Genomic DNA, 13,677 nt, shown 5'->3' with positions numbered 1-13,677 from the left:
TCACCAGCTTTAAGGGTACGTCCTGCAAGAGCCTTACTGAAGTCAAATTGCGCAGTGACAGGAGTAACGACATGGTTATTGAATGTCTTGTCATCCGCACCAGTTGCTTCACCACCTGTTGCAGTCATCTCTGTTTTGGCAGTTAACAGACCTGAATCCTCATCTTTTGTTACAGTCACCTTAACTGCGACAGTCATTTCATCGTAGTCTACATCAGGTTTGTTCCCCTTCACTTCTTTAACAGTGTAGTTGTAGACACCAACTTTATCGAATGACAATTCGCTGAAGGTAATTTTCCCATCATCCTTGTTAGTCACAGTTTGATTCACATTGTTATCACCAGCCAATGTGAAGCTAAAGTCACCAGCTTTCAATGTTCCATTTGAAAGTTCTTTATTAAATTCCAGATTTACCTTAACAGGAGATGATTTGAAGGTATTGTTGAACTCAGTATCTGTTGGCATAGTTGTTTGAGCTACGTAGGAATCTCCGTTAGCATTTACCGTGATTGTTACGTTAGCTTTCATTGGATCATAAGTCATACCAGTTTCTGAACCAGTGACCTCCTCAACTGTATAATGATAGGTTCCTGCAGAGTTAAACAAGAGTGGATCAAAAGTAATATTCCCAAAACTATCATTTGTTTGAGTATCAACAACCTTACCCGTACTATCAATCAAATTAAAAGTGAACTCGCCACGTTTTAAATTTCTTCCATCCAAACGTTTAGTAAATGATAAATCAACCCTTGCTGGTTTTTTTGCTTTTGTAGCCGAACCAGACCCCCCTGCCTGAAAGGCAAAAGATGCTTGATAACTATACTCTTCTCCATTGTTATAGGTGATTTTAATATCATTTCCGTGTTTTTGTTGCAATTCTGCAAGTGTCGGGTGCGCTGAAACATTCTTCAATCTAGTCATATAACGAACGTAGATCATTTCGTTCAGTTGTGCTATCTTGAATGAAAAACCAGACGAACTTGTTTTGATATTTTCTAATAATTGAATTGCATTTCCTTTAGATACCCACGGTGAAATTGACTGAACTTTTTCGGCTCTGAGAGCTTTTCCATTCCACAAATCCACATGATCGGAAGGAATATCATCAGCATGCCCTGCTCGCCATGCAGCTTTTCTTTGGTCATCAAACTCCTTTAATACTGGATCACCATCTTGAACCAATTCTTGATCATCTGGAAGACTATCAATCAATTGGTAGTTGTTTAAAACCTGTGGAGCTACTAGACTTCCTGCATTTACACGGATGGTCCATCTGATTAATTCAGGATGTCCTGTTACTGCTTCCCCGTATTTTTCAACCTTTGATTTTGATGCTGGTGTTGGAGCATTTTCAGGACCTACTGTTACTGTAATCTTGGTTCCACTGAAATTGAGTTCTATTGGAACATTTGGCTTTACAGACGCTTTCCAACCTGTACTAATGTTTAACGTATATTTTTTATCGATATTATTTTTCTCAAAGTAATCTGTAAAAGTAGTGACTACTTTGTTATTGATTGAATCCAAGAAAGCATTCCCAATAACTTGACCATCTGGTCCCGTCACATCATAGTGCAAACTTGTAGGGATTCTCACAGCATCTGGGATATCAACTACCAGTTTATCATTGCGTTTGATGGTTAAACTATCAGGCATATTCATGCGAATGACAGTTTCTACTGGCGTAAACAATCCGTTACCATTTGGAAAATTCACTTCAACATCTGGATTTTGTACAGTAATTGTATCACCTGTTTTTACATAGGTTGTTGCACCACCTGATGAAGGCAGTTCTCTTTTAGAACGTCTTGATCTAGTTGTAGGTTGCGCCTCAGTTTTTTTCTCGCTAGCTGCAGATGAAGAGGCTTCGGCACTGGCTTTTGAAGTTGGAGAAGCTGACTCAACTGGTGCAACACTAGTGCTAGCTGGTGTTGCAACTTCATTTGATTGTTTTTCAGTCTTTTCCCCTTTAACCACATGTGCAGGGGCTTCGTCACTAGCTTGTGAAGTTGGAGAGGTCGACTCAGCTGTTGTAGTACTAGTTCTAGCCGGTGCTACAACTTCATTTGATTGTCTTTCAGTCTTTTCCTCTTTAATCACATTTGCAGAGTTTTCGGCACTAGCTTGTGACGTTGGAGAGGCTGATTCACTCGGCGTAACACTAGTGTTAGCTTGCGTTACAGCTTCATTTGCTTCAAGACCAGATTTCTTGTGTCTCTCGCCTTGATTCTCTTGTGTGACAACTGAAGTTTGTGACTCTGTATTATTCTTCACTTCATCCGCATAAACGTTTCCTTCCACAAATACCAGTGTTGACAACAACACGGAAGCAACACCGATAGTGTACTTGCGAATAGAAAAACGTTCTTTAGATTCGGAAAACATTCTTTTCATTCGTTATCTCCTATATTACTATTATCATACTCTTGAGTATTTTATCATAACATTTTGTAGAAGACAAATTTTTATAATTCTCTTTAATTATTCTCAATAAGTAGAAAAATTTCTGAATGTATTTCAGAGATAACTCATATGAATTTCGATAGCTATTTCAGTTACTTTTTAAGTTTAAGGTGCATACTGCATCCGCTGTCCTACATTTATTTTATTTTAAAATATTTATACTTCTTTTTTATAGCTAATACATCAACATTCGCAATTATTTTTAATAGAACACCTTCAAAATTTGAATCTCTGGGCGGAAAAAATCTTAATTTTAAGATACCTTATACTCGATAAACGACACAAAAAAACGAATAAGATAGAATTCTAATTATCAGAAAGACTGACTTTGTTCGTTTTTTATATTCAAGGTTAAACTTTTACTCCAACCTCTGGAGCTTATAGTGGATGACTATGATTTATAACTAACAATCTCCTAGATACTTTTCTTCACTCAAAAATGTAGTGAGTAAAATCACTGTAGGGAATTATAGATCCTCTTTTGTTGTAGCTTGAATATACAATATAAGTGCACAATAAAAACTCATAAGATTTTCTAGTAAAATAGAATTGAACAAACTAGTTACGAAAGGAAATCTTATGAGCTACCATCATTTTACCATAGATGAGCGTGAAAGTATTCTCATTTACCGTATGCAAGGCCTAAATTTTTCTCAAATTGCTAAGTTGCTTCATCGTCATCCGTCTAGTATTAGTTGCGAGTGGAAACGACATACAAAATCAGGAAGTTATTCTCCCAATCAAGCACAGGAATCTTACCATATTGCTAAATCACACTGTGGGTGGAAACGGATGCTTGAAATAGATCACAATTTAAGCAATACCGTCAAGCATCTATTTCTCGATTATCAATGGTCTCCTGAAGAAATAGAAGGCCGGTTGCGATTAGAGTACGGGAAAGCTGTTATTAGTTATCAAACAATCTATAGAGCCATCTATCGCGGTCACTTTGACGACAAGCTTTCACATGGTGCTCGTGGTGTCATTCGCAAGCTCCGTCATCGTGGGAAAACACGTCATACAAAAGGTCATGTCGAAAACAGAGGAAAAATTTCTATTTCTCATACCATTCACGAAAGACCAGAAGACGCTAATAACCTCATCAAGGTCATCAAGCGCAATGCTTTCGGTTTTCGGAACTTTGAAAACTTCAAAAAACGGATTTTCATCGCTCTCAACATCAAAAAAGAAAGGACGAAATTCGTCCTTTCTCGATCTTAGCTGACTTCAACCCACTACAGTTGACAAAGAGCCCTTATTTTCTAAATTTCCACTGGCTATAAATTCCGAAACCGATAATCCAGATAGCTGAACCAATTGCTCCCATAAAAGTAGATTCTTGTAAAAAGAGGGTTACAAAGACAAAGATAAAGAAGAGCATGGTTAAAGGATTTAGAAAACGGTAATGGGGCATGAGGTAGCCATCCGCCATGAAGTCTTGTGACTTGCGGTATTTGAGATGAGCCACCATGATCAAGATATAAATCGCGATGTAAACACCTGATGAAGATGCCGTGATCAAAGCAAAGGCATCTGAAACACCTGGCAACACATTGATAAAGGCAGCCAGAGCAATTAAGATTGCTGAAGCAATAATAGCATTTTGTGGAACATTATGGCGAGAGAGAGTATCTGCCTTGATCGCTTTTAGGAAGCGATTGGGTGAATCATGAGCAATCTGGTAGAGGTGTCGCCCTGTTGAATAGAGGGTTGAATTAAGAGCCGATGCGGCCGACGTCAAAACGACGAAGTTAATCAGAGCTGCTGCCCACTTGATCCCTGCCAGTTCAAAGACCGTTACAAATGGAGAATCTGAAGAAGCAAGTTCTCTCCAGGGAATAATAGACATAATGGCTAATAGAGCTCCACCATAGAAGAAGACAATTCGGAGAGGAATTTCCTTAACTGCTTTTGGCAAAACCTGACGAGGATTCTTCGTTTCAGAGGTTGTCACTCCGATAAATTCAATCATCAGATAGGCAAAAAATACCATTTGAAAGGCCATGACAAAGTTCATGACTCCATTTGGGAAAAGAGAGAATTGATTGCTGATATTTGCCAGACTTGCAGCACCATATGGTGTTTCAAATCCTGTCAAGACCATAAAGACCCCTGTTGCAATCATAGCTAAAATAGCCACAATCTTAACCATAGCAAACCAAAACTCGACTTCTCCAAAGAGCTTAACCGCAATCAGATTGACCAAGGCCAAAATCGTTAAAAAAACAATCTGAATCAACCAACTAGGCCAAGAAGGAAACCAAAACTGAACATAATGCGAAATCGCGGTGATTTCTGCCATACCGATAAAGACAACAGACAACCAATAAGACCAAACCGAGAAATACCCCCAGCCTTTCCCCAAATGACGGGTGATAAAGTTGATAAAAGTATGTTGTTCTGGATCCTGATATAGCATCTCCCCAACAGCCCTCATCATCAAAAACATAAAGGCTCCTGTAATCATGTAAATCAGGATGATAGAAGGTCCAGTAAGGCTGATAGAACGACCAGCACCTAGGAAAAGTCCTGTTCCGATTGTCCCCGCAATGGCCATCACCTGAACATGGCGATTGGTTAAACCACGTTCCATTTTATTTTTTTTCTTATTTGAACTCATATAGTCTCCTATTTATTCAAAAAATCAAAAAGGAGTCGAGCAAGTCAAGACCTCCACTACTCCATTTTCATTCTATTTAGGCTGTTTTTTCAACCTTTAAAATTTTGACATCGTAACTACCAACAGGTGTCTCAATCGTAACAATATCGCCTGTTTTTTTGCCGATCAAAGCTTGTCCAATCGGACTTTCATTTGATACCTTCCCAGCGAAAGCATCCGCACCTGCAGAACCGACGATGATGTAGACTTCCTCTTCCTCTTCACCGATTTCTTGGATGGTTACTGTCTTACCGATAGCCACCTCATCTTGGGCAACTGCATCGCTATTAACAATTTCAGCATAGCGAATTTTTGTTTCTAGACTTGAAATTTGTCCTTCAACAAAAGCTTGTTCATCCTTAGCTGCTTCGTACTCGCTATTTTCTGAAAGATCCCCGTATGAACGAGCAATTTTGATACGCTCTACGACTTCAGGGCGACGAACGAGTTTCAATTCTTCTAATTCTTTTTCTAACTTTTTCTTTTCTTCAAGGGTCATTGGGTAAGTTTTTTCTGCCATTTTTTCAACTTTCTTTTCTATTACTTTTTTAAAACAAAATTATGTGGAAAACCACATAATTTTAGTTTGAACTACTTGATTGTGTTAATTTACTATTGATATGTTCTGCAACGTTTTGGTCATGCTCTTCTTTTGTCGTTGCAAAGTATACTTTACCGTCTTCAACATTAGCTACAAAGTACAAGTACTCACTCTTTGTCTGATTTACACTTGCTTCAATCGCATCAAGGCTTGGACTATCAACTGGTCCGGGCATGAGGCCAAGATGTGTATAAACATTATAAGGTGAATCAATCGTAGTATCAATTGCAGTATCATCAGCCAAGCTAATCTTTTGGCCAAGTTTTCCTTCAGCATACAAGATAGCAATGTTGCTTTGAAGTGGCATACCAAGATTCAAGCGGTTATAGAAGACTCCCGCAATCAATTTACGATCTTCGGTCTTAGCCCCTTCTTTTTCGACAAGAGAAGCAATACTGAGCAATTCATTAACTGTCAGATTCTTTTCTTTGATCGTAGTGTAGTACGGTGACATGGCCTTGTCCATAGCTGCTAACATATCATCAATCAAGCTTTCAACCGTGGTGCTGTCTTTGATAGTGTAGGTTGCTGGGAAAAGGTAACCTTCAAGGCGATAACGAACGCCACTGTCTTTTGTAGGAAGACTTCCAAGAAGGTTTGGATACTTGGCTACTAGTTGGGAGATGAAGGTTTCATCTTGAGCTTTTGCCAGGAAAGCATCCGCTGTAAGAGGTTCTTTAAAATCACCTTGGAGTTGACCTACTGTCTGAGCAATTTGCTCTAAGGTGTAACCTTCCGGAATCGTTAAGTTTGCAAGCACTGGTTCTTGAGGTTCAGGAGTTCCACCTTTTTGCAATTCTTTAATCAAGTCATCCGTACTCATGCTCTTCTTCAAATTGTAATAACCTGACTTCAAGTCTGAACCCTTATACTTAGCATAAATACTAAAGATAAGTCCATGTTTGACCAAACCAGATTTTTCCAAAGTGCTCCCAATTTGTTGCACATTTGATCCTTCTGGAATTTGAACTGTCACATACTCCTTAGAGCTCGCATCAACAGGTTTCAAAGAGTTTTGAACGTAACCGTATCCAAAGTATCCACCAGCAGCCACAAGCACCAAGAGAACTAAAAAGGTTACTAGGAAACCTTTGGCCTTTGATTTTTTCTTTTTCTTAGTTGGTTTTTTACCTTTACGGCGACGGTCACGACGTGATTCCTCCGTTAATCTGTCTGAGGACCCAGTTGAAGCTAGCGCTTCAGCTTTATTCTCAGAAGAAGGAATTGATGTATTGGCCTCTTCTGTCTTATAAGTCACATCTATCTTGGTCGGAGTGTCGTTAAATTCTTTTTCTTCAGGTTCAAGTTCAACTGGTTCCACCTTAGGTTGAACGGACTCCACTACAGATTCTTCAGCTGGATGAATCGGTTCTACTAGAGGTTCTTCAGATTCTACAACTTCTATCTTGTCAATGACAGGCTGTCTAATCTCTTTCTCTTCTTTTTCATCCGTTTTATCAGCTTCAGCACTCGAAAGTGGAGGAACACTCGGCGCATTCTTTAGAATTTTATCGACAACAGATAGGGAATCAGCCATCAACTCTTCTGTTGAAGCATCAGATTCAGGATTTGCAGGAGTTACTGAACTAGCTTGAGATGATGAAGCTGTCAGATTTGGAATCTCTACTTCTTTCTCTTTTCTATCTTGTTCTTTTACTCTCTCTAAATCACGTAGAATCTGATCTTTAAAGCTTAATTTTTCTTCTTCTCTTGATTTTTCAGTCAAAAGCATTACCTCCTTGTTGACAATCCATAATATTATATCTTAAAAGTTACAGAAAAGCAACAAAACATCCCTTTCTATAGCTATGATTCTCATTTTTTAAGGTTGCCAAACCATATCATACCAACTTTCACCCGCAAAGCTTGACTGGGATACCCCTTCATTCACAAATCCATTTTTTTCATAATATGGGATGAGATAGTCATGACAGGTCAAATTAATACCTTCTCGTTCATGTTCTAAAGCGACTTCTTTCAGAGCCCTTAACAGTTTTTTTCCCACGCCCAAGGCTTGTGCCTCCTTAGCTATGGAGAGACAGGTCACAGAGATATAACCTCCAGGTCGATGGCTATAGTCTTTTATCTCTTCTGTAAAGGACTGATCTTGTAGATGACGATGTGGGACAACTGGACCTTCGATATACCCAAGGATACGTCCCTCCTTTTCAGCTACGAGAAAACTGGTCTGAATTTCACGTAAGTGCGCCTCAAAGACCGCACGAGGAATAGCTTCTTCAAGGGAGAAATTCTCCAGCTCTATCTCTAAAATTTGATCTAAATCCGAAAATCTTGCTTGTCTGATTTTCATACTTCCTCCTGATAAAAAGGATTGGCCCAAATCAGATTCCATCCCGAAAATCTTGCGCATGAAGCTTCTGGCGCTTCTTCCTCAACAAAGCCATTCATCTCAAAATAAGAGAGCAGGTCATCAGGACAAGTCAAGCGAAGATACTCATACCCTCCTTCCACTGCCACTTGTTTCAAGCTGGCAAGAAGAAGGGTCCCCAAACCTTGCCTGCGATGGTCAGGATGAATAGCAAATGATCTTATTTCTATCCATGTGGGATGAAGAGACTGAGACTCTCCTAAAACATAGCCCACGAGCTGGTTTTCATCTCTAGCTACAAGAAAGGTATCCGCAATCTTACGGATACTCTCTTCTAAAAACTCGTAGCTTACTATTTCTTCTGAGGATAAACAAGATTCTTCAATTGCTACAATTTCTTCTAAATCCGATAAAGTAGCCCGTCCTATGGTGATTGGAATTTCCATTCTTTTTTCTTATTGGACGTTACTTGTCAAATTAGACAAGAGACGTTCGAATGAGTACTCATAGGTTTGGATGTCTCCTGCTCCCATAAAGACATAGACTGCATTATCATGCTCAAGGAGTGGTGATACATTTTCAACTGTGATGACTTGGCTTTTCTTCTTAATTTTATCTGCTAGGTCTTCTACCTTGACGTCACCATGGTCCACCTCACGGGCTGATCCATAGATTTTCGCCAAGTAAACAGCATCTGCCTGGCTCAAAGCTTTAGCAAAGTCGTCCAATAAGGCAATGGTTCTAGTGAAAGTGTGTGGTTGGAAGATTGCAACAATTTCCTTGCTTGGGTATTTCTGACGAGCCGCATCTAAGGTCGCAATGATTTCCGTTGGATGGTGGGCGAAATCATCAATAATAATAGTACCATTGACAACCTTTTCAGTGAAACGACGCTTGACACCAGCAAATGTTTTCAAGTGTTCACGTACCAAGTTCAAGTCAAACCCTGCTGTATAAAGTAAACCAATAACGGCTGTCGCATTCATAATATTGTGACGACCAAAGGTTGGAATGTGGAATTGACCCAACTCTTGTCCGCGGAAATGAACTGTGAAGGTCGAACCAGTTGTAGAACGTAGAAGGTCGCTAGCTACAAAGTCATTTCCCTCAGCATCAAAGCCATAGTAATAGATTGGCGCATTGGCTGTAATCTTACGCAACTCAGCATCCTCACCGTAGACAAATAAACCTTTAGTAATTTGTTTGGCATAGTCATTAAAGGCGTTGAAAACATCCTCTAGACTTGTAAAGTAGTCTGGATGGTCAAAGTCAATATTGGTGATGATAGAGTATTCTGGGTGGTAAGGCATGAAATGACGCTCATATTCGTCAGATTCAAAAACAAAATACTTAGCATTTTCAGAACCTCGACCCGTTCCATCCCCAATCAAGAAGCTAGTGTCTGTGATGTGAGACAAAACGTGAGACAGCATCCCAGTCGTTGATGTCTTTCCATGCGCTCCTGCAACCCCCATGCTGACAAAGTCACGCATAAAGCTACCTAGGAATTCATGGTAACGTTTGTAGCTGATACCATTTTTGTCGGCATAGGCGATTTCAACGTTATTATCTGGACGGAAGGCATTCCCCGCGATAATCTCCACATCACCTTGTAGGTTCTTTTCATCAAAAGGAAGAATCGCAATCCCTGCCTGCTCTAGTCCACGTTGAGTAAAGTAGTATTTTTCAACGTCTGAACCTTGAACCTTGTGTCCCATTTGGTGCAACATCAAGGCTAGGGCACTCATCCCTGATCCCTTGATTCCAATAAAATGATATGTTTTTGACATGCTTTTCTCCCCTACTCAGTAATTCTTGTCAGATTCAACTCTTGGGCAACCTGACGTTCCTGTTCTGTTTGCTTATTCTTTTTATTATAGATTTGACTCTTCTTTAGAAAATCATAGTTGTTCTTTTTGGCTTTTTCCGTTTGGACTTTCGGAGTTGGATTCGCCACTTGGCCAATCTCCTCAGCTAAGATATAGTGAGACTGACTCAAGTTTTTACTAAATTTGGCAAACTCACCTGGATTTTCCTTTTGAAATGGTGCTGTTGGTTGGTTTCCTTGACGAACAAGTGTTGAACCATTGTGTCGTCTAGTATGACTAACATCCTGAGTCAAATACTTGGCTGAACGTTTCTTCTTCAAGTCCGCACGCGCCTCTTCTCGAGCCAATTCAGCATAGGTTTTTTCAACTTTTTTAGGTTCTGGGCTTGGTTTTGACTCCTTATTAACCACTGGAGAAACTACGGTTTCTTCCTCATTGATAGGAGACCATTCCAAATAGTTCTTATCCCGGTAATCACCTTTGATATTGCTAATAAAGTCTGACTCATCGTACAAGTCCATGACTGGCATTTTGGTCAGCATGATCTCATCATCTGACACCAATGGAAATCGATCTTGTTTCATTTTGTATTTCCTTTCAACACTTCATTATAGCGTATTGTCTTGATTTTTCAAGTGCTGGCTTCAGAAATTCCCAAAATTTCACGAATTTCTGCCAGACTGAGACTCGCACGCGACTCCGTACCATCTAAAACTTGGGAAACCAAATGTTTCTTTTGTTCTTGAAGTTCTTGGATTTTTTCTTCAATGGTCCCCTTAGTAATCAAACGATAGACCTCGACCATCTGCTCCTGCCCCATGCGGTGGGCTCGTCCGATAGCCTGGGCTTCGACAGCGGGATTCCACCAAAGGTCAACTAAAATAACCGTATCAGCTCCTGTTAGATTGAGACCAACACCACCCGCCTTAAGGGAGATGAGAAAGGCATCTCTTTCCCCTTGGTTAAAGGCCTTGGTCATCTCCTGTCTGTCATGAGCAGGAGTTGAACCTGTGATTTTGAAGGAGGTCAAGCCCAAGTCTGGGAGTTCTTGCTCGATCTTTTCCAACATTCCTTTGAACTGGGAGAAAATCAAGACCCGATGCCCACCATCAGCCACTTGTAGCAATAAATCTCGTAGACTATCGAGTTTACCACTAGCTCCTTGGTAATCGTCCATAAAGAGGGCTGGCGTATCGCAGATCTGGCGCAATCGCATGAGGCCAGATAAGATTTCTACCCGACTTCTCTGGAATTCTTGATCGGTCACTTGGGCTAGGCGGTCTCGCATCTGTTGCAACTGGGCGAGATAGATGGCCTTCTGTTGGTCTTCCAGTTCATTTTTATAGACGACTTCGATCAGGTCAGGTAGTTCTGTAAGAACTTCTTCTTTCTTACGCCTCATGACGAAAGGCTTGATAAACTGCGCGACTCGGTCAGCCGGTAATTTCATAAACTCCTTTTTACTTGGTAAGAGCCCCGGAAGCACAATTTGGAAGATAGACCACAACTCTCCTAAATGATTTTCGATGGGTGTACCTGACAAAGCAAAAACTGCTGGCACCACAAACTGGCGCAAACTCTGAGCAATCTTGGTCTGAGCATTTTTCATGACCTGGGCTTCATCTAAGAAGAGAAAATCAAAAGCCATCTCTTGATAGAGGTCACTGTCTTGACGAAAGGTTGCATAGCTAGTCACATAGATTTGGTGATTTTCAGAAAGAATCGCTTCTCGACTCGCTTTCAAACCATGAACAACAGCCAAATCCAACTGTGGGGCAAATTTCCTGAATTCATCTGCCCAATTATAGATCAAACCTGACGGAGCCAAAATCAAGACTCGACTATCTTCTGTCACCTGACTAGTCAAAAAAGCAATAGTTTGCAGTGTTTTTCCCAGTCCCATATCATCTGCCAAAATGCCACCAAAGCCATAGTGATGAAGCATCTGAAGCCAACGGACACCCTTTTCCTGATAGTCTCTCAAACTCGCCTGCACCCGTATATCTCCCAGAGAAAAATCCTCTGGATGGGTCAAATCATGAGCTAAATGCCGAAATTCTTCCGAGAAGGAGATCCTGTCTCGACCTTCAAACAACTGAGACAAACTGTAAGCTAGGGATTTCCGAGCCTGAAAAGAACCATCTTTTAGCTCAACCCCCAGTTCCTGCAAATTTTGACGAATCTGCTTGGTTTCCTCATCAAAAAAGTACACTTGGTCAGAAGAACTGATATAGAAATCCTGATTGCTGGTCAGGGCTTTAAGAGCTTGATCAATCTCTTCTTGGGCAATCCCTTGGAAATCAAATTGAATCTCCAACAGTCCTCCCTTGGGCTCAATCTGAACCTGAGGAGCTTGGACACTGTAGAGCTGATTCATCTCATCAGACAAGAAAACCTGGCCCAACTTCTCAAAAGCTGGAATCGTATGGTGAAAGAAAGAATAAACTGCCTCTGGCTTCAAAGCCTGTCTCCAAGACTGAAAATCAGCCTCAAAACCAGCCCCTAAACAAACCTGAAATAGCTGGTTTTCCAAGACGGCATCACTTGAAAAAGGTAATTGTTCCAGCTGTTGACGACTAGTCACCTTAACATCTCCATAGTCAAACTGGATATCTAAGCGAATGCGGCCGTCATCCTCCCTATCAAAGCAAAAGATTGGTGAAAAGGGTCTGATTTGCAAGCGCTCGGGGGCAGACACTGTTCCTAGCTGTCCAAACAAGGGAAGACAGGCGGCCAGACGGTCGCGATCACTGTTGTCAAACTGGAGGCATTTCCTCCCTCTTTCCTCCTGAGGGAGCTCCTTGAGTTCCTTTAGGAGGCTGATTTGTTTAGGATTTAAGAGATAAAGATTCCCCTTACGAAAGAGAACCGCTCCCCCATAGAATACGTTGATTCGCTCACTTTCAGAAATCTCCATATCAAAATAATCAGGATACTCCTGCACGGAAAAAGAGAATAGTTCTGCATCTGGATCTAAATCATGAAAGAGAAGATTTTCATAACTAGTAATCTGATGTTCGAAATGAAAATCTTCCAAGTTCATCAGCAACTCCACTCCCTGCTCAAAAAAGGTCAGAGGGAAAAAGAGATGACGACCTTGATTTGGGAAAAAGAGGTCTTGACTGAGCCCCTCCTCAATCAAGCCCCGTAAAAAAGTAAGAACCTCTTGACTAGCTGTATCAAAAGCATCCCAAGACAAGCAATTTTCATAGTGTTTTCCAATCATATATGGTTTTCGATGGACTAAGACCTTCAAAAAGAGAGGGATATCACGAATGACATAATATTTTTGACTATCAACTAAACCGATTCGGAGAGTCCAAAGGAGGCGATTGGTTCCAGCTTCCACCTGGCCTTGTGCCGACAAAGTGTAGATTTTCTCTCTCTTCTGAGGTTGGATACGCTCCAAAAAACTACCGCCAAAACTAACCTTGGTTTCGACCTCTTCTTGCTCTTCATGTCCTTTTTCTAAGGCTTTTAAAATCACCTGGCCTTCTTCATCGTTCTTCAGATAATGCTCAAGCGCTGCGAGGTGAACACAGTAATCTCTTTTTTGGAAAAAATCGCAAGCACAAAAAACCAGATCATCCTCTAAACTGTAGCGCAAGTCTTCTCCCGCCACACGAGTATAGAGGCGATTCCCTTTTTCCTTGATAATCTCAATGTCGCCTGTTTCATAGAGTGTAACACCCTCCATGCGCAACTTTCCCGGAATCAATTTAGCCATAGTTACCCCTTTATCTTATCTTTTTATTATACCACATTTTCCCCTACGAAAATAGCCTTCTAGGAAGACT

9 protein-coding genes and 2 pseudogenes are annotated in these 13,677 nt (G+C 40.7%); 2 read left to right on the top strand and 9 right to left on the bottom strand.

Annotation, left to right across the window (positions count from 1 at the left end; translation table 11 throughout):
- On the bottom strand, positions 1–2,393 hold a 2,393-nt coding region (locus PG086_RS07655; protein ID WP_270748445.1), incomplete at its 3' end, for a Spy0128 family protein.
- Positions 2,394–3,041: 648 nt separating this feature from the next.
- Here PG086_RS07655 and PG086_RS07650 point away from each other — a divergent pair.
- Together PG086_RS07650 and PG086_RS07645 are read left to right on the top strand one after the other, a co-directional pair.
- Positions 3,042–3,164 (top strand): annotated as a pseudogene (locus PG086_RS07650) (helix-turn-helix domain-containing protein); the annotation flags it as partial.
- Between the two features lie 381 nt (positions 3,165–3,545).
- A pseudogene (locus PG086_RS07645) lies at positions 3,546–3,683 on the top strand (transposase); the annotation flags it as partial.
- A gap of 34 nt (positions 3,684–3,717) precedes the next feature.
- Here PG086_RS07645 and PG086_RS07640 read toward each other — a convergent pair.
- From PG086_RS07640 to PG086_RS07605, 8 genes are all read right to left on the bottom strand, one after another.
- The gene (locus PG086_RS07640; RefSeq protein ID WP_057489444.1) at positions 3,718–5,082 is read right to left on the bottom strand and encodes an amino acid permease; all 1,365 of its coding nucleotides are present in this window, start codon (positions 5,080–5,082) and stop codon (positions 3,718–3,720) included.
- A gap of 76 nt (positions 5,083–5,158) precedes the next feature.
- Positions 5,159–5,641 (bottom strand): transcription elongation factor GreA, encoded by a 483-nt coding sequence (gene greA / locus PG086_RS07635; protein WP_000818770.1) that lies wholly within the window; start codon positions 5,639–5,641, stop codon positions 5,159–5,161.
- A gap of 61 nt (positions 5,642–5,702) precedes the next feature.
- On the bottom strand, positions 5,703–7,454 hold the full coding sequence (mltG, locus tag PG086_RS07630) for an endolytic transglycosylase MltG (protein WP_270748443.1): 1,752 nt from the start codon (positions 7,452–7,454) through the stop codon (positions 5,703–5,705).
- A 90-nt stretch (positions 7,455–7,544) separates the two neighbouring features.
- Complete coding sequence (locus tag PG086_RS07625) at positions 7,545–8,033, bottom strand: GNAT family N-acetyltransferase (protein WP_270748442.1); 489 nt, start codon at positions 8,031–8,033, stop codon at positions 7,545–7,547.
- The gene (locus PG086_RS07620; RefSeq protein ID WP_268698329.1) at positions 8,030–8,497 is read right to left on the bottom strand and encodes a GNAT family N-acetyltransferase; all 468 of its coding nucleotides are present in this window, start codon (positions 8,495–8,497) and stop codon (positions 8,030–8,032) included. The genes PG086_RS07625 and PG086_RS07620 overlap by 4 nt, the downstream gene beginning before the upstream one ends.
- Positions 8,498–8,506: 9 nt before the next feature.
- Entirely contained in the window at positions 8,507–9,841 is a 1,335-nt protein-coding gene (gene murC / locus PG086_RS07615) for a UDP-N-acetylmuramate--L-alanine ligase (protein ID WP_270748434.1), read from the bottom strand.
- A gap of 11 nt (positions 9,842–9,852) precedes the next feature.
- Complete coding sequence (locus tag PG086_RS07610; RefSeq protein WP_270748432.1) at positions 9,853–10,464, bottom strand: cystathionine gamma-synthase; 612 nt, start codon at positions 10,462–10,464, stop codon at positions 9,853–9,855.
- A 47-nt stretch (positions 10,465–10,511) separates the two neighbouring features.
- A complete protein-coding gene (locus PG086_RS07605; RefSeq protein WP_270748430.1) occupies positions 10,512–13,607 on the bottom strand; it encodes a DEAD/DEAH box helicase in 3,096 nt (1,031 codons plus the stop codon).
- Between the last annotated feature and the right edge of the window lie 70 nt (positions 13,608–13,677).

Source organism: Streptococcus halitosis (genome assembly GCF_027691175.1).
GTDB classification, from domain to species: Bacteria; Bacillota; Bacilli; order Lactobacillales; family Streptococcaceae; genus Streptococcus; species Streptococcus halitosis_A.
This window is presented reverse-complemented; position numbering and strand designations above follow the sequence as displayed.

Bases quoted from the DNA above. Each gene is read 5' to 3' on its own strand.
- PG086_RS07620 (WP_268698329.1), bottom strand. From the start codon at position 8,497: ATGGAAATTCCAATCACCATAGGACGGGCTACTTTATCGGATTTAGAA.
- PG086_RS07625 (WP_270748442.1), bottom strand. From the start codon at position 8,033: ATGAAAATCAGACAAGCAAGATTTTCGGATTTAGATCAAATTTTAGAG.
- greA (WP_000818770.1), bottom strand. From the start codon at position 5,641: ATGGCAGAAAAAACTTACCCAATGACCCTTGAAGAAAAGAAAAAGTTA.
- PG086_RS07610 (WP_270748432.1), bottom strand. From the start codon at position 10,464: ATGAAACAAGATCGATTTCCATTGGTGTCAGATGATGAGATCATGCTG.
- PG086_RS07640 (WP_057489444.1), bottom strand. From the start codon at position 5,082: ATGAGTTCAAATAAGAAAAAAAATAAAATGGAACGTGGTTTAACCAAT.
- PG086_RS07605 (WP_270748430.1), bottom strand. From the start codon at position 13,607: ATGGCTAAATTGATTCCGGGAAAGTTGCGCATGGAGGGTGTTACACTC.
- mltG (WP_270748443.1), bottom strand. From the start codon at position 7,454: ATGCTTTTGACTGAAAAATCAAGAGAAGAAGAAAAATTAAGCTTTAAA.
- murC (WP_270748434.1), bottom strand. From the start codon at position 9,841: ATGTCAAAAACATATCATTTTATTGGAATCAAGGGATCAGGGATGAGT.